Source organism: Bdellovibrio sp. CKG001 (assembly GCF_055397465.1).
Map to the genome: position 1 here is coordinate 1,385,575 of NZ_AP029173.1, position 16,382 is coordinate 1,401,956.

Below are 16,382 nucleotides of genomic sequence, written 5' to 3' on the forward strand. Positions count from 1 at the left end.
TCTCTTGAGTCTTTACCGCAAACTCATTACAAAAGACTCCTCATGCGGGTGTGGTGAAATGGTAGACACAGGAGACTCAAAATCTCCCGCGAAAGCATGGGGGTTCAAGTCCCTCCACCCGCACCAACTTCCTCTTTCTCGGAAGTTGGTGCAAAAAAACAAAAAGCGACCGGAAGGGTCGCTTTTTTTATTTGTACTCCAAGTAAATTCTCAAATGCAGTGCTAGTATTGGTAGCGATCCAGCTTGGCGGATTCTTCACGAATCCAGTCCAGGTTTTCGCGAACATCAACATAGATCGCAACCCCGTGGCAAATACGAATATCGCTGTCTTTAAGCGCCTTGTGGTCCACGCCCATGGATGTGATGCCAAGCAAGGTCAGGCCCTCTTTGGTTTCGGCATAAAGGGCTCCGCCGGAATCGCCGCTGCAGACCCCTGTGTGTGGCTGTTCGACGACAATCGTTTTACTTACACTGACAGTGCGGCTGGCGCGGGCCAGGTAGAAGCTATCACCCAGGATGTTAGAGGCGGAAGATTTCGTGAAACGTAAAGTTCCAGAGTCACCGGACTTTTCCCGGGTGGATCCGTAACCACTCATGACCAGAGTGTCTGTCGGGGCTGGAGTGAAGCTGGCAGAAGGCAGACTGCGGATTTTATAACCCTTGGGGACACCGCCTTTGAACTTCAGGATGGCAATATCATAAGTGGCATTATGAATAGAGCCGGACTCGGTGTAGTCTTCATTGACGGCTTTATCGACGACAAAGCGAAGTGTTCTTTTGGGGGCTGAATTCACGCAGCCCGCATTGTTCGTGAAGGCAATGGCGATGGCCTTGGAGTCAGAAGGCGCACAGTGAGCCGCAGTCAGGACTTTATCATTGGCAATCAAAGTGCCCGTGCAAATACTCTGCTCTTCATTTTTATTTACATTGATAATCAAAACAGTGGAAGCGCTCAGCTCATTTCCAGAGCCCAGAATCTGCCCACCGACGATCCCATAAGAGTTTCCGGTGAGTTCACAGTTCGAAGGCTCCAGGTCTGTCGTCAGATTCTCACCTGAATCAGAGCTGCACGCGGTAAGCACACAAAGAGAAAGAACAGCCACAGAGGAGCGTAACAAAGAGCGGATCACAGAGATCTCCTTATATATAAGGTGAAGTTTTACCAAATTCATCCCCAGTCGGGGGCATTATGATCCCGGTTTGCAAGAATTTCAGAAAGCGTACTGGAAGTTGTCACAATTCCTGTCACAGGCCCCTTGCAGGCTTTTCAGGGGGGTGACGAAGAGCGCGGGGATATCAAGGACTTAGACGGGAAGGCCGAATTTTGGCCGGGTTGGCATCAGGCTTGCTCTATGCGACCAGTGACTAAAAGGTTTTTATATAACCAGAACTACGAGGAGACCCTATGAAAAAGTATTTCTATATACTTGCGGCCTTGAGCATCGCGCCGACCTTTGCTCTGGCTCAGAGTATTGAAAGCGATGTTGATGCTGAGCTTGATCAAATGTATTCAAGCCAACAGGCTCCTGCAGCCCCTGCGGCTCAGGCCGGTATTGCCAACACAGCGCCAGTCAGTGGCCAGCCTATTTATATTCTGAATCAGGCAACACCGACTTCCAATGCGCAGTTGCAACAACAGCAGATTCAAAAACAGCCGACAACTATCATTGAGGCGTCTCCTCTGACAGAGTCCCGCGCGGAACAAATCCGCCGTGCACGTCAGGATGCGGAACTGCAAACTGAACAAAGAATCGTAGAGAAGCTTGAAACTTCCCGTATGGAAGATGAAAAGAAAAGAGCTGCGGTTTTGTTCGGTGATAAGTTCAATCAAATGAACGAACAACAACAGGTTCAACAGGTGCAGCAACAACAGGTTGTTCAGCCTGTGTATACGCAGCCTGTTCAAGTTCAGCAGGTGGAAGAACCCAAAGAAAACACACGCGACATCATCCGTGAAGAACTGGCTGCTGCCATGAAAGTGGAAGAAGAAGCGGCGATTGCTCCGATCGAAACGAAGTATGTTGCCGGTGTTCTGGGTGTGGGTGACTATCCAGATGTCAGCAATGTTAAAGGGAACTACGCTTTGGGTGTGGCTTTCGGTAACAAATACGACAACTTCGTGATCGAAGGTACGTTCCTGTACTCCAACTATTCTGTTGAAGGTCAGGGTTACTACACTGGTGGTGGTTACGGTTACAACTATCCGTACAACAACACAGGTGGTTACTGGATTCCGGACAATATCGACGTGAATCAGTACTCCGGTCAGTTGGCAGCCAAGGTTCAGTTGTTTAACGGTATCATCAGACCTGTTATCGGTGGTTTGGTGTCTTACTCTTACCGTTCATTCTCTTGGTCTAACGACAATGTTTATGGCTACACGAACGATACAACTGCAAACTCTCACGCGATTGATGTGGGTACTATTGTAGGTGCGGACCTTGAGTTCAGTCCGAAGTATTCTTTGGGCTTGGATTTCCGTTACATGTGGAATCTATCCAGCCGTGTGAACGCGAAAAACACGTTCATGTCTGGACCTCAGTACAGTAATCCGATCGAAAAACTGCAGTACTACGTAATGTCTATTGTCGGACGCGTAAATTTCTAATTTAATAGATCTTAAGTTAATTATTAATTCCTCAGTGGTTTCAACCCCCGTCTAACAAGGCGGGGGTTGTTTTTTTCGCGGGCTTCGGCAGATGAGCTTTCTCTGCGTTGCTGCGTCGTCGACGTGCTGGTAGCACGCCTTCCTCCTTGCGCCTTGATAAAACTCATCTTCCGAAGCCCTTAGTTCTCGGGTTTTCTTGCGCGGACGCGCAGGATGTCGCAGCGTCGGCAGACGCGGAGACTGGACTTCGTCGGCTACGCCGAGGAGGCTGGAGGTGCGGCAGCACCGCAAGCTGGACTTCGCCTGCTTCCTTGGGCATAGTCTTTTTATGCGCTTCTTGGTTCTATTGCTTATTTTTGTGGCGACCTCGGTTTCGGCGGCGACTCTGGTGACAGAGACGGTCGGGCAGGTGTCGGACTATGTGGTGACCAGTCGCGAAGTTCAGATTTCCATAGCGATTGGCCATGCCTTGGCGGCAGATAAGGCCAAGGCGGCTATTCCAGAGCTGCGCCCCGGGCAGGCTGAATTCACTTCAGCCGTGACTCAGGTTTTGTTGGAGCTGGTGGTGGCGCTGGAAGCAGAAAACTTCAATGTGGCGGCCGTGCCGGACGGGGAAGTGCAAGAGGCGCTGAGCAAAATCGATCGAGTCATGGCCGGCAGGGCTTATTGGGCGCAGATCGAGCCCACCTCTGCGGAAGTGAAGAAATTTACGATACGCAAGCTGGCAGCGAAAAGCTTCCTGAAATTTAAAACCAACTCCATGACCGGGATTATCACGGATCAAGAGGCCCAGGTTTACTACGAAAACAACCGCGCCAAGTTCGGCAGCTCTCCTTTTGAGGGCTTTAAGGAAAACATTAAGACCTTCCTCGCCCAGCAGCAGTTGGAAGAGCGCATTCGTGCTTGGTTTGAAGTCATTAAGCGCAAGTACAAAGTGCGCAACTTTGTGGCGGAATAAGTCTATGCATATTGAAGTTCTGAAGGGTTCTCATAAACCGGCCATGCGCTCTCTGGTCGATGCCATTCATCAGGAGCAGGGTCTGCTGCCGCAGTTTTATTGGCCGAACGATCTTTTAGGGGCCGAACTGGCGACGGCGGAGGCCCTCGGGGTCTTTGAAGGTGAGACTTTGACGGGTTTTGTGCTGTATCGGGAAGTTCCCGATGTCTGGGAGATATCCCTGGTGGCCACGCACCCCCAGCACCGCCGCCGCGGCTATATGGAGAAGCTTCTGGCTCACATGATTGCCGCAAAGGGTCAGGGGCGCTCTATTTGGCTGGAAGTTCATGAAGAAAACGTGTCGGCGCAAAAACTTTATGAAAAACTCGGATTTAGAGAGGTTCGCAGGCGACCTCGCTACTATAAGGACGGCGCGACCGCGATTTTGTACTCAGTTTCTTAAGCTCTGGTGACCCCCCAAGGCCGAGGTCGAGATAAACCCTTGCACTTTCTCGATTTTATTGCTAATTTAGATCCGTTCAATGGGCCCTACAGGCCCATTTTTTTTTGTACCGGCCCCGCCCGGGCAGTTCCCACAAAGTCGAACCCAACACGTACGACGAGGTAGCTGAGACAGGTTCTTAGGGGCTTGTTAAGGCGTATTAGTATTGCCCTGAAGGGGCGTATAGTATTTAGGATTGAGAGAAATGTCACAGTCTCCTGCTTGGATGGCAAAGATAGAAAAAATCGCCAGCGACGTGGCAACCGCGCAAGGTTGTTTGCTATACGACGTTGAATTCGTTGGCATGGGCAAGGGCAGAACACTGCGTTTGTTTATTGATAAGAATGAAGAAGGCGCAATCAGTATTGATGATTGCTCCAATGTCTCCAGAGGTTTGAGTGAAATTCTGGATGCAGATGAAGAGCTGATCCCTGGGGGCGAGTACAATCTGGAAGTTTCAACTCCGGGGTTGGATCGTCACCTAAAGCAGCCTTGGCATTTCCAGAAAGTGGTTGGCAAAAAAGTCTATATCAAGACTGTGAAGCCGTTGGAAACCATGGGTGTCGAGGATAAGAAGTGGAAGAATGCCAAGACAGTTGAAGAAGTCTTGGAATCCGCTGACGATCAGGGCGTTCGCTTCGTTGTGAAGGATGTTGAAATCAAAATCCCTTACGCAATGATCGACAGAGCAAAATTGGTTTTTGAATTTACTAAAGGTCAGAAAAAGTAACGAGAGAGGAAAATCATGGCTGAAAATGTGTTTTCAGATCTTTCCAAGGTGATTGATCAAGTCGGAAAAGACAAAGGTATCGACAAGCAAGTTGTTATCGATGCAATCACTCAGGGTATGTTGGTAGCTGCGCGTAAGAAGTACGGTACTTACCGTGAAATCGAAGCGGCCTACAACGAAGACACTGGCGAAGTTGAACTTTTTGAGTTCAAAGAGGTTGTTCCTCGCGAAAAATACATCGACGAAGAAGTTGAAATTCCATTGGACGAAGCTCAGAAGCTGGATCCAAATGTGCAGCTGGATGACTCTATCGGTATCAAGTTGGAAGCTTCCGACCTGGGCCGTATCGCTGCTCAGACTGCAAAACAAATCATCATGCAGAAAGTGCGTGATGCGGAACGCAACATCATCTTCAACGAATTTGAAGAGCGCAAAGGTGAAATCGCTTCCGGTATCGCTCGTCGGGTTGAAAAAGGCGCGATCGTTGTCGATTTGGGCCGCACTGAGGCTTATATCCCGCCTCGTGAGCAGATCCCGGGCGAACAGTACAAGCCAGGCGATCGTATTCAGGGTTACCTTTCTGAAGTTCGTCAGACGACACGTGGTCCTCAGATCATCATGTCCCGCGCTGATGAACGTTATTTGATGAAACTTTTTGAAATGGAAGTTCCAGAGATCTACGACGGTGTTGTCGAGATCATGGCAGCCGCTCGTGAACCAGGACAGCGCGCGAAAATCGCGGTTCGTTCCAAAGACAACTCCGTGGACCCGGTAGGGGCTTGCGTGGGTATGAAGGGTTCCCGTGTTCAGAATATCGTTCAGGAACTTCGTGGCGAGAAAATCGACATCGTTCCTTGGGACGAGGATATCACTCGTTTCGCGTGCAACGCCTTGGCGCCTGCGGAAATCTCCCGCGTGTTCCTGGATGATGCCAACCGCGAAATGGAAATCGTTGTTCCGGACTCTCAATTGTCTTTGGCTATCGGTAAACGTGGTCAAAACGTGCGTCTGGCAGCGAAATTGACTGGCTGGAAGCTGGATATCATTTCTGAATCTTCAGCGGCGTCCCGCACAGCGGAATCCATCTTTAATTTGATGTTGATCCCGGGCATGAACGAAACGATGGCGCAAAACATCTTCCAGTCCGGCTTCGGTTCCTTCCAGGCTGTGGCGATTGCAAGTGTGGAAGAATTGATGACCATTCCTGGCTACGACGATCCGGATAAGGCTGAAAAGCTTTCCAAAGAAGCCAAAGGCCTGGTTGCTAAATATGAATCTGAAGGCATTCCTGTTCCAACAGCGCCTTCTGTTTCCAAAGACAAGCAATCCAACGTGTCTGCAAAAGAGCAGGCCGACCTTCTGTTGAAACAAGAGTTGAAAAAACTCGATCAGCAAGAAGCGGAAGAAGAATAATTTTTTTGGATAGAGAACAACTACAGGGAGACTGAGTGAGTAATCCAAAGGTTTTTGAATTTGCAAAAGAGATCGGGATGACCCCGCTGGCCCTCATGGATAAAATCCGCGAGTGGCATTTACCTGTGAAAAGTCACATGGCGGAGCTTGAACCGGACGTTCTTGAGCAAATTAAAATTAAACTCAGCGGTGGCGAAAAATCCTCCGATGAGCCGAAACCCAAAAAGACAGCTGCTCGTAAAGCGGCACCTAAAAAAGCAGCAGCGCCACCTGCAGAAGCAGAGGCCTCTGCTGCCGCAAAAGCCCCTGTGATTCGCAGAAAGAAAGATGAAGCTCCGGTTGAGGCTCCAAAAGCTAAAATCATAGCTAAGCCTGAAGCGGAAACGGAAGAGGCGGCTCCGAAAACGACACGTGTTGTGGTTAAGAAGCCTGCTGCGAAAGTGGAAGCTGAAGAAATTGAGGCAGCACCGGAAGTGGCTGCAGAACCCGTAGTGGAAAAAACACCAGTTAAAGAGGTGGCTCCCGCTCCGGTAGAAAAAGTGGAACCTGTTTTGGTGGTGAAAGAAACGCCAGCACCGGCTCCGGTGGCCCCTGTTGCAGCGGAGCCTGCGGCAGCCCCACAAGCTCGTAAGAAAGAGGTTGTTGTGGGCACCAGCGGTGTTTCCAGTTCTGCCACGCCGGCATCGGCACCAAAAAGAAATATTATCGGACGCATGGATCTTTCCCGCGTTCAGTCACAAGCTCCGCAGCGCCCTCAAGGAGAGCGCACCGGCGGATTCCAGCCTCGTGGGCCGGGTGGCGAACAGCGCGGAGCCAGTGCTTCCTTCACCGGTCAACGTCCTGGCGGCTTCAATCGTCCGGCGGGCGGTGCACCGACTCGCAACATCCGCACTGGATTTGTAGCGGCGAATCAGCCACCTGAGCCAATCATCGATCAGGGTGGCGATCGCGGTCGTGACTTTGACAAGCGTAAGAGATTCGGTGCTCCGGCGGGACCTGCAGCGGGTCCAGCAGCGGCGGGTCGCGGTGGTGAAAAAGAAGAAGAAGTAGTGTCATTCAATGCGGTTGAATTCCGTAAGCGTGAGATGGTCTTCCAACCTAAAAAGAAGAAGGGCATGTTGGATCGCGACGCAATGAAAACACAGATCACGACACCTTCCGCGCATAAACGCGTGGTGAAGGTGAATAACACAATGAAGTTGAGCGACTTGGCCATGGAAATGGGTTTGAAGGCGCCTCAATTGGTTCGTGAACTGATGAAACAGGGCGTGATGGCCAACATGAACATGGAGCTGGATTTCGACACGATCGCATTGATTGTTCCGGAGTTTGGTTGGGAAGCACAAAACGTATTTAAAACGGCGGACGAAGTTGCTGAACAGACGGCATTCGGTGATCTGGATGCTGCTCCAGTGACTCGTCCTCCAGTAGTAACTGTTATGGGTCACGTCGATCACGGTAAAACATCCCTTTTGGATGCGATTCGCAATGCGGACGTGGCTAAAGGTGAGGCCGGCGGTATCACGCAGCACATTGGTGCTTACAGCGTGAAAATCGAAGACGGCAGCCTGATCACATTCTTGGATACCCCGGGCCACGAAGCCTTCACGGCAATGCGTGCTCGTGGTGCCAACGCCACTGACATCGCGATCATCGTGGTGGCAGCGGATGACGGTATGATGCCTCAGACTCAAGAGGCGATTAACCACGCCAAAGCAGCGGGCGTACCAATCATCGTGGCGGTGAATAAAATTGATAAACCAGGCGCCAACCCAGAGCGTATCAAGCAACAGTTGACTGAGCTTGAAATCGTTCCTGAGGAGTGGGGTGGTTCTACGATCTTCTGCGAAGTTTCCGCTTTGAAGAGAACGGGTATCACTGAGTTGCTGGAGCAGATCAAACTGGTTGCGGAAGTGGCCGAGTTGAAAGCAAATCCAAAACGCTCCGGTACAGGTCTTGTGATCGAAGCGAAGATGGAAAAAGGCAAAGGCCCTGTGGCGACTTTGCTGGTTAAAGACGGTACGGTTGAAGTGGGTCAGTACATCGTTGCTGGTACCATGAAAGGCCGCGTTCGTTCTTTGACCAATGACCGTGGTGAGCGTGTTCAGTCTGCGGGTCCTGGTATCCCTGTTGAGGTATTGGGTCTTGAGGCGGTTCCTGCGGCCGGTGACAAGTTCGACATCGTGAAAGATGAAGACACGGCGACCAAGGTTTCTGAATTGAGAAAAGAACAGGCTGAAAAAGCAGCAGCGGCTCCGGCGGCAAAACTGTCTCTGGATGAAGTGTTTGCGAAAGTTAAAGCTGGTGACGTAAAAGAGCTTGCGATCGTGTTGAAAGCCGATGTGCATGGTTCTTTGGAAGCGATCAACGGAATGCTTTCGAAACTTTCCACTCCGGAAGTTAAAGCTCGTGTCATCCACTCTGCAGTGGGTGGTATCAATGAGGGTGATATCGTTCTTGCCAACACGGCAAAAGGTATCGTTCTGGGCTTCAACGTTCGTCCGGACCTGGGCGCGCAGGCGAAAGCAAAACAAATGGGCGTGGATGTTCGTACGTACTCTATCGTGTACGAACTGATCGACCAGATGAAAGCGGCCATGGGCGGTCTGTTGTCTCCGGACATCGTCGAAGAAGTCCTGGGTCGTGCAGAAGTGCGTAACGTGTTCACTGTTCCTAAAGTTGGTACGATTGCAGGTTGCTTCGTTATCGATGGTAAGGTGCAGCGTAATGCGAGCATCCGTTTGCTGCGTGAAAATAAAATTGTATACGAAGGCAAAATTGCCTCTCTTAAACGCTTCAAAGACGACGCCAAAGAAGTGGCTTCCGGCTATGAGTGCGGTATCGGTATCGAGAACTACAACGACGTTAAAGTGGGCGACCAGATGGAAGCCTTCGTTAAAAAAGAAGTGGCTCGCGAGCTAGAGGGCGGAGCGAACTAATGAAGAATATGGGTGATGGGCGCCGTGTCGCCCGCGTCGAGCGTGAGATTCAAGCGACCATTGCTCAGTTTTTGATTCGTGGTTTCAAATCACCGTTGCCGGGTCTTGTGACCGTGGCATCGGTGAAAATGCCCGCGGATCTTCGCGCTGCCAAAGTTTATATCAGTGTTCTTGGAGACGAAAAACAGCAGGATGAAGCGCTGGATCTACTTCAGGAACGTGCTTTTGAGATTCAAAACTTCATCGGCAAAGAGCTGAAAATGCGCTATTGCCCGAAGTTGACCTTTTATTTGGACCACGCCACTGAGCAGGTTTTGAAGGTTGAAAAGATCCTTCATGAACTTGAGCTGGAAAGAAAAGCCAAAAATCCTGGCGAAAGTTCCGACGAATCCGATGACGAATAATAATCAATTTAATGGTCTTCTGCTGGTGGATAAGCCCTCGGGCATCTCCAGTCATGACGTTGTGTCGCGTCTGCGTCGTATTTTGGGTACGCGGGCCGTAGGGCATTCTGGAACTCTGGATCCGATGGCTTCAGGGTTGATGGCTTGCCTTATCAATGAGGGCACCAAGCTCAGCCAATACATTCTGGAAGGGGATAAGGGGTACCGTCTGCGCGCTCAGTTTGGGGTTCGCACCGACACCTTGGACACCACGGGCGAAGTCTTGGAGCAAAAGTCCACGGATCACCTGACCCGCGAGCTGATTCTGGCGGAAGCCGCCAAGCTTCAGGGTGAGATGGAAGTTGAAGTGCCTATTTATTCCGCAATCAAGATCCAGGGTAAAAAGCTTTATGAATACGCCCGCGGCGAGCAGGAAGTGGTCATTCCCAAGAAGCTGATGAAGTTCTGGGATATCCAGCCGGTCGAAATAGGTCCGGATTGGGCCGAGTTTGATATTAAATGCAGTAAAGGCAGCTATATCCGCACCTGGATTGACCTTTTAGGGAAGGCCTTGGGCTGTGGGGCGGCGATGAGCGGGCTGCGCAGGACTTGGTCAGCCCCTTATTTGATTGGTCAGGCGCAAACTCTGGAGCAGATTGAAGAGGTCGTCAAGGCAGGCGCTTTGGGGTCCGCATTTGTGCCCATGGAGCTGGCTTTGCCTCAAATCAAACGTATTCGCATTAAGGGCCAGGATAAGGTCCTTTTGGGGAATGGGCAGATCAGTCACGACCTTCGTTCCCAGCTGATTTCGACCTTCAATCCAGACGTGGACCAATATATTCAGGTTCTGGCCCAAGACGGGGGGCAACTGCTGGCAATTGTTGGCCTTGAGCCAGGCCGGGGATTCGTTCTTCGCAGGGTCTTTAAATACTCTTGACCCCTCTGGGGGTTGGGTTTAAACAATAACTTCAAATCTCTCTGGTTCGACAGCCATGACGGCCAAGGGGGAGATGGTAACTAAATCTTCCGGGGTTAAAAAATCCGGGACAAATTCAAGGAGACGCTAATGGCAGTCACTAAAGAACAAACGGCAGAAATCGTTAAAAAATTCAAAACTTCTGACTTGGACACTGGTTCCTCTGAAGTTCAAATCGCTCTTTTGACAGCGAAAATCAACGATCTGACAAACCACTTCGCAAAACACAAAAAAGACCACCACGGTCGTCGCGGTCTTGTGACAATGGTTAACCAAAGAAGAAAACTTTTGGACTACTTGCACCGCAAAGATGTGAAGAAGTATCAAGAGCTTATCAAAGCTTTGGAAATCCGTAAGTAATCCAACAGATTCCAAATTAGACGAAGGGGCGGGAAAAGCCCCTTCGTCATTTCAGCCACAGCAGAGCAGAGCATAAGGCTCTGTGATAACTTCAAGGAGATTTAATGAAAACGACTGTAACAACATCGGTGGGCGGAAAACAGATTACCATCGAAACAGGCCGTTTGGCGAAACAAGCGGATGGCGCCGCTCTAGTAAGCTCTGGTAACAACATGGTTCTTGTTACTGCGACTTCTTCAAAAAAAGCCTCTGAACTAGATTTCTTCCCTCTGACTGTTGAGTACATTGAGAAGTTCTACGCAACAGGAAAAATCCCAGGTGGTTACTTCAAACGTGAAGCAAAACCAACCAACGATGCGGTTTTGATCGCTCGTCTTATCGACCGTCCTATCCGTCCTGTATTCCCTGAAGGCTACCGCCACGAAACACAAATCGTTGCGACGGTATTGTCTGCGGACGGTGCATTCCCATTGGAAATTTTGGCAAGCTTGGGTGCTTCTGCAGCTTTGCATTGCTCTGACATTCCTTTCAACGGCCCGACAGCGGCAGTTCAAATCGCCCGCGTTGATGGTCAGTTCGTAGCCAACCCAACTCCACAGCAGATGGAAAAATCTGACATGGATATGATTGTTGCGGGAACTCGCAATGGTCTGTTGATGGTTGAGGGTGAAACGAAATTCATCTCTGAAGCAGACGCTTTGGCAGCCTTGAAATTCGGTCACCAGTCTTTGATTCCTCTTTTGAATGCGCAAGATGAGTTGCGTGAAAAAGCGGGCTCTGTGGCGAAACGTGCTTTTGTGGCTCCGTCTATCGATGCAGACTTCAAAACAAAAGCTGAAGGTCTGTTGAGACCTAAGATCGCAGCGGCTCTTTCTATCAAAGAAAAACAGGATCGTTATGCAGCAGCAAACGAAGCTGCCGCAGAGGCTGAAAAAGCCTTGCTTGCGGGCATCGAAGATAAAGAGCTTTTGAAGCAGCGTAAAAAAGAACTGAACACAATCGTTGAAGATTTGAAATACCAAGAAGCTCGTTCCATGATTTTGGATCGCGCGGTTCGTATTGATGGTCGTGATGTGAAAACTGTACGTCCGATCGCGAACGAAGTGGGATTGCTTCCACGTGCTCACGGTTCTGCATTGTTCACTCGCGGTGAAACTCAAGTCCTGGGTACTGTGACTTTGGGTACGGCTGATGATGAACAAATGGTGGATTCATTGTTGGGTCTGCAAAAACGCAAGTTCATGCTTCATTATAACTTCCCTCCATACTCTGTGGGTGAGGTGGGTCGTATGTCCGGTACCAGCCGTCGTGAGATCGGTCACGGTAACCTGGCAGAACGCGCGATCAAAGCTGTTCTTCCGGACTTCGAGAAGTTCCCTTACACAATCCGTATCGTGTCTGAAGTTTTGGAATCCAACGGTTCCTCTTCCATGGGCACAGTGTGCTCCGGTACAATGGCTTTGCTTGATGCGGGTGTTCCTTTGAAAGGCAACGTTGCCGGTGTGGCAATGGGCTTGATCAAGGAAGGTGACCGTGTTGCGGTTCTGACTGACATCTTGGGTGATGAAGATCACTTGGGTGACATGGACTTCAAAGTGGCGGGTTCTCCGGCTGGTATCACTGCTTTGCAGATGGATATTAAAATTGACTCCGTATCGTTCGAAGTGATGGAGCAGGCATTGGCGCAAGCTAAAGAAGGCCGTGCTCACATCCTGAATGAAATGGAAAAAGTGATGAAAGTTCCTCGTGGTCAGATCTCTGAATTCGCGCCACGTATTGAAACTATCAAAATCAAGCCAGATAAGATCCGTGAAGTGATCGGTTCTGGTGGTAAAGTGATCCGTGGTATCACGGAAGCTACAGGTGTTAAGATCGAAATCCAGGATGATGGTACGATCAACATCGCTTCCGCTGATCCAGAAGCAACGAAAAAAGCTATCGCAATGATCAACGACATCATCGCCGAAGCCGAAGTGGGCAAGACCTACAAAGGCCGCGTCGTGAAGATCGCTGAATTCGGTGCTTTCGTTGAGATCCTGCCAAACACTCAAGGTCTTTTGCACATCTCTGAGATTGCCAACGAACGTGTACGCGCAGTGACTGACGTACTTTCAGAAGGCGAAATCATCGACGTTAAAGTTCTTGAAGTGGACCGCGCAGGTCGTATCAAGCTTTCCCGCAAGGCTTTGCTTCAGTAACCGCTAGGCGGGCACAGGAAAGGGGTCATGAGCCCCTTTCTGGAAGCAGCTTTGTCTAAAGAGATTTAATGACAGACACTAAGTTCAAAAAATCTGAACTTTCTAACGGGATCCGAGTGGTGAGCGAACTTCATCCAGGGTCCCGTGCCGTTTCTATGGGTATCTGGGTTTTGACGGGAACACGGGATGAAACGCCTGAGGTTGCCGGTATTTCCCACTTGCTTGAACATCTGGTCTTCAAGGGCACCAAGAATCGGTCAGCCTACCAAATTGCCAAATCCCTGGAAGCTTTGGGTGGAGAGCTGAATGCTTACACCACACGCGAGTACACCTGCTATCATGCTTTGGTTCTTAAGGACCATTGGGAAAAAGCATTGGATGTTTTAGCGGACCTGGTTTCCAACATGAAGCTGGTACAAAAAGAATTTGATCTGGAAAAGGGCGTGATCCTGCAGGAAATCGCCATGTCCGAAGACAGCCATGAAGACATGGTCTATGACGTGTTCTATGAGCAGGTCTATGGCAAACATCCTCTGGGTCGTCCGATTCTGGGAACACCGGTTTCAGTGGCTCGCATGAAGCAGACGCAGGTGATGGATTACTACCGTCGCAATTACACCGGAAAGAACATCATCATCAGTGCTTCGGGCTGTATCAGTCATGATGAGCTGATGGCCGGTATTCAGAAGCGACTTGGCAGTAAAAAGAAAAGTGAGCTTAAAGTCACCCGCCGTGTACCGCGCTGGTTGACCCGACGTCATGTCGTGGAAAAACAAGCAGAACAGGTGCACATGCTTCTGGGGTTTCCGACCGCCAGCTTCCAGGACAAACATCGTTTTGAAGCGGTTGTGACCAACACTCTTTTGGGTGGTGGGATGACGTCGAAGCTTTATCAAAGTGTGCGGGAAAAAAGAGGCCTGGTATATTCGATTCACTCCAGCCTGAATACGAACATTGATTCCGGCATGTTGACGATCTATGCGGGAACCGAAGCAAAGAATGCGCGTAAGGTCGGGGATTTGATCTCTAAAGAGTTTGCGAAGATCCGCAAGCAGGGTGTGACGAAGGCGGATGTCGAGATGTGTAAGACACAGATCATTGGCAGTATCCTGCTGGGGTCTGACGATATCGAAAACCGCATGACGTCTTTGGCCGTGAATGAAATGGTGTTCGGCAAGTACCGCGCGGTGGAGTCCGTCATTGAGGAAATCAAGGCGGTGACGGTGGACACCGTGAATCATTACATCCGCCATGAGCTGGATCTGGACAAGGCATCCGGTGTTCTTCTGGGCCCTGAAGTGAAGTCACTTGAGACCTGGTGGAACGATCTTAAATTGTAATTCCAAGAACGAGGATTGAAATGCAAAAGTTGGCAGTAAAAATCAAAAAACTAGAAAATTTCCGTGGTGAGCTTCCAGCCTATCAGTCTTTGGGTGCCAGTGGCTTTGATGTGCGCGCTCAGCTTGCCGGGGCTGTGACGTTGAATCCAGGCGAAAGAGCCATGATTCCAACCGGTTTGAGCTTTGAGATTCCATTGGGATATGAAATCCAAGCCCGTCCTCGCAGTGGCTGGGCGGCGAAGAGCGGTCTGACGGTGTTGAACACGCCGGGCACCATTGATGCCGACTATCGTGGCGAAGTAAAAATCATTGTGATCAATCTGGGGAATGAGCCGGTTGTGATCAGTGATCAGGAGCGTTGTGCTCAGCTCGTTCTGGCGCCGGTGATTCAGGCTCAGTTCGAGGTTGTGGACGAACTTGGTGCCACCGAACGTGGTGCTGGAGGATTCGGTTCCACGGGTCGCGCCTAAGAAAGAACTTCAAGATAAAAAGTCTAAAAACCCACCTTTCCAAGGTGGGTTTTTTTGTGCCCAGAGAAGGGCTGCAGGCTTTTAAAAAAGTCCTAGATTTAAGAATCCAGTCCATGGAATTCCATAAAATATCCGAAAACGAGCCTCAGAAGCCATATATCGGACCTGAGAGGCGGTACGTGCATTGCTTTAGGGGGTACTGACAATAGGAGATGTTATGTCAGTACAAAACACTTTTAAAATTTTCCTGATCTCGATTCTGTCCAGTCACCTTCTGGCGTGCCAAGGCACAGGCGGAAACAGCCCGCAAGCACCGACAGTAAAGGCTTCCGACAACAATGCCCAAGAGGCCAACCCCCGTCGTGTTCTTGCCGAGGGGGTGGTGATTGAAGTCAAGAAGGTCACCGATCTTCGCGAAGACCGTTCAAACTATCCAGAGTTCAAAAGAAACCTGAATATCTACGAGACAAAACTGTCGATCCCGGAAAACATTTACGTGAACCAGTTGGAGATCAAACGTTCGTTTTCGTCGTTAGCAGTGAACCCCGCCTATGAAGCCGTTTCCAAAATTGATGCAAAGTATGTGTCGGGTCGGTATGTGATTTCGGACCGACTGGATCTCTGGAAGCATGATCGGACCCAAAAGACAGTCACTTACCGCATTTACTCCCAAGAGAAATTGATTGCAGAAAGCACCTACACGCTGACTCCGGATCTGGTTGTTGCCTCTGAAAGCAAAGTGACGACTTTACAGTCTTTGGGGATTTCTTCCGGTGTCTATAAGTTCGGAATCATCTTCATTGAAAAGGGAAATATTCTGCGCACCGAAGGACAGCAGGTTTATCTGGAGGTGAGTCGCCTTTACGCAGAAGACACAGCCACCATTGAATCCTTCTCCCGCGAAGAAGCAGAGAAAGTTCCAGCCCCAGGGCAGGTGGGTAAGGATGGGGGCTATCTTTCTTTAAGAGCAGGTATGGCTATGGGGCACTTGAATATCAACATGCGTGGAACAGCCGGGGGTGAGGGCTTGCCAGCAGCAGCGCAGACGGGAGTCGGAGCAAAAGGAGCACGCGGATCTGATGCTGAGATTTATCAAAGTTGCACTGGCGGCGAAGTCTTCCGTGACGTTTTAGTAGAACGTCCTGCTCGACGAATTTGTGAGTTCATTTGTGTTAAAAGACCTTCCAGTGGGGCATCCGGTGGCCAAGGACCCAAAGGATATCGCGGTGGCATGGGGATGATTGGCGGCCATTCAGGTTCCGTAGATATTTCAGTTTCCACGGGCCCGTTCTTTACGGCCAGTCTGACAGTCGAACCCGGACTGGGAGGCCCAGGAGGGATCGGCAGTGAGGGCGGCATGGGTGGAGAAGGTGGAGACCCAGGCTCTGGTCGCCGTGGATGTGATGGGGCGGTCAAAGGGGCTCAAGGCGCTCAAGGTGAAAAAGGAGACAGAGGAGCCTCGGGTCCGCTGGGTGTGCAAGAGCGCAGTACAATCACCGTCAACGGTCAGTCCATTATTTAAGGA

Annotated in this window: 14 protein-coding genes and 1 tRNA gene; 14 read left to right on the top strand and 1 reads right to left on the bottom strand. The window is 50.3% G+C overall.

Annotation, left to right across the window (positions count from 1 at the left end; genetic code table 11):
* Positions 1–44: 44 nt before the first annotated feature.
* Positions 45–126 (top strand) — tRNA-Leu (locus ACZ50P_RS06790).
* Between the two features lie 96 nt (positions 127–222).
* Here ACZ50P_RS06790 and ACZ50P_RS06795 read toward each other — a convergent pair.
* On the bottom strand, positions 223–1,131 hold the full coding sequence (locus ACZ50P_RS06795; protein ID WP_464134526.1) for a S1 family peptidase: 909 nt from the start codon (positions 1,129–1,131) through the stop codon (positions 223–225).
* 275 nt (positions 1,132–1,406) lie between these two features.
* On the opposite strand from ACZ50P_RS06795, the gene ACZ50P_RS06800 reads away from it, so the two are divergent.
* The 13 genes from ACZ50P_RS06800 (at position 1,407) to ACZ50P_RS06860 (ending at position 16,379) form a co-directional block, all read left to right on the top strand.
* Positions 1,407–2,609 (top strand): porin family protein, encoded by a 1,203-nt coding sequence (locus ACZ50P_RS06800; RefSeq protein ID WP_464117286.1) that lies wholly within the window; start codon positions 1,407–1,409, stop codon positions 2,607–2,609.
* A 274-nt stretch (positions 2,610–2,883) separates the two neighbouring features.
* Positions 2,884–3,567, top strand: coding sequence for a hypothetical protein (locus ACZ50P_RS06805; protein ID WP_464134528.1), 684 nt, complete (start codon positions 2,884–2,886; stop codon positions 3,565–3,567).
* Positions 3,568–3,571: 4 nt separating this feature from the next.
* Positions 3,572–4,009 carry a GNAT family N-acetyltransferase gene (locus ACZ50P_RS06810; protein ID WP_464117284.1) on the top strand — a complete coding sequence of 146 codons (438 nt, stop codon included), beginning with the start codon at positions 3,572–3,574 and terminating at the stop codon, positions 4,007–4,009.
* Positions 4,010–4,253: 244 nt separating this feature from the next.
* A complete protein-coding gene (locus tag ACZ50P_RS06815) occupies positions 4,254–4,778 on the top strand; it encodes a ribosome maturation factor RimP (RefSeq protein ID WP_464117283.1) in 525 nt (174 codons plus the stop codon).
* Positions 4,779–4,793: 15 nt separating this feature from the next.
* Entirely contained in the window at positions 4,794–6,191 is a 1,398-nt protein-coding gene (gene nusA / locus ACZ50P_RS06820; protein WP_464117282.1) for a transcription termination factor NusA, read from the top strand.
* Between the two features lie 35 nt (positions 6,192–6,226).
* Entirely contained in the window at positions 6,227–9,130 is a 2,904-nt protein-coding gene (gene infB, locus ACZ50P_RS06825) for a translation initiation factor IF-2 (protein ID WP_464134531.1), read from the top strand.
* Entirely contained in the window at positions 9,130–9,534 is a 405-nt protein-coding gene (gene rbfA / locus ACZ50P_RS06830) for a 30S ribosome-binding factor RbfA (RefSeq protein WP_464117280.1), read from the top strand. The genes infB and rbfA overlap by 1 nt, the downstream gene beginning before the upstream one ends.
* Positions 9,467–10,450 carry a tRNA pseudouridine(55) synthase TruB gene (truB, locus tag ACZ50P_RS06835; protein WP_464134532.1) on the top strand — a complete coding sequence of 328 codons (984 nt, stop codon included), beginning with the start codon at positions 9,467–9,469 and terminating at the stop codon, positions 10,448–10,450. The genes rbfA and truB overlap by 68 nt, the downstream gene beginning before the upstream one ends.
* 129 nt (positions 10,451–10,579) lie before the next feature.
* Complete coding sequence (rpsO, locus tag ACZ50P_RS06840; RefSeq protein WP_464117278.1) at positions 10,580–10,849, top strand: 30S ribosomal protein S15; 270 nt, start codon at positions 10,580–10,582, stop codon at positions 10,847–10,849.
* A gap of 104 nt (positions 10,850–10,953) precedes the next feature.
* Positions 10,954–13,047, top strand: a complete 2,094-nt coding sequence (gene pnp, locus ACZ50P_RS06845; RefSeq protein WP_464117277.1) for a polyribonucleotide nucleotidyltransferase — start codon at positions 10,954–10,956, stop codon at positions 13,045–13,047.
* A gap of 68 nt (positions 13,048–13,115) precedes the next feature.
* Positions 13,116–14,387, top strand: coding sequence for a M16 family metallopeptidase (locus tag ACZ50P_RS06850; RefSeq protein WP_464134534.1), 1,272 nt, complete (start codon positions 13,116–13,118; stop codon positions 14,385–14,387).
* 20 nt (positions 14,388–14,407) lie between these two features.
* On the top strand, positions 14,408–14,857 hold the full coding sequence (gene dut / locus ACZ50P_RS06855) for a dUTP diphosphatase (protein WP_464117275.1): 450 nt from the start codon (positions 14,408–14,410) through the stop codon (positions 14,855–14,857).
* Between the two features lie 217 nt (positions 14,858–15,074).
* Complete coding sequence (locus ACZ50P_RS06860; protein ID WP_464134536.1) at positions 15,075–16,379, top strand: hypothetical protein; 1,305 nt, start codon at positions 15,075–15,077, stop codon at positions 16,377–16,379.
* Positions 16,380–16,382 lie beyond the last annotated feature (3 nt).

What these genes read in the sequence shown, in the direction of transcription:
- ACZ50P_RS06800 (WP_464117286.1), top strand. Translation starts at nt 1,407, where the DNA reads ATGAAAAAGTATTTCTATATACTTGCGGCCTTGAGCATCGCGCCGACC.
- ACZ50P_RS06810 (WP_464117284.1), top strand. Translation starts at nt 3,572, where the DNA reads ATGCATATTGAAGTTCTGAAGGGTTCTCATAAACCGGCCATGCGCTCT.
- ACZ50P_RS06815 (WP_464117283.1), top strand. Translation starts at nt 4,254, where the DNA reads ATGTCACAGTCTCCTGCTTGGATGGCAAAGATAGAAAAAATCGCCAGC.
- nusA (WP_464117282.1), top strand. Translation starts at nt 4,794, where the DNA reads ATGGCTGAAAATGTGTTTTCAGATCTTTCCAAGGTGATTGATCAAGTC.
- rbfA (WP_464117280.1), top strand. Translation starts at nt 9,130, where the DNA reads ATGAAGAATATGGGTGATGGGCGCCGTGTCGCCCGCGTCGAGCGTGAG.
- truB (WP_464134532.1), top strand. Translation starts at nt 9,467, where the DNA reads ATGAACTTGAGCTGGAAAGAAAAGCCAAAAATCCTGGCGAAAGTTCCG.
- rpsO (WP_464117278.1), top strand. Translation starts at nt 10,580, where the DNA reads ATGGCAGTCACTAAAGAACAAACGGCAGAAATCGTTAAAAAATTCAAA.
- pnp (WP_464117277.1), top strand. Translation starts at nt 10,954, where the DNA reads ATGAAAACGACTGTAACAACATCGGTGGGCGGAAAACAGATTACCATC.
- ACZ50P_RS06850 (WP_464134534.1), top strand. Translation starts at nt 13,116, where the DNA reads ATGACAGACACTAAGTTCAAAAAATCTGAACTTTCTAACGGGATCCGA.
- dut (WP_464117275.1), top strand. Translation starts at nt 14,408, where the DNA reads ATGCAAAAGTTGGCAGTAAAAATCAAAAAACTAGAAAATTTCCGTGGT.
- ACZ50P_RS06860 (WP_464134536.1), top strand. Translation starts at nt 15,075, where the DNA reads ATGTCAGTACAAAACACTTTTAAAATTTTCCTGATCTCGATTCTGTCC.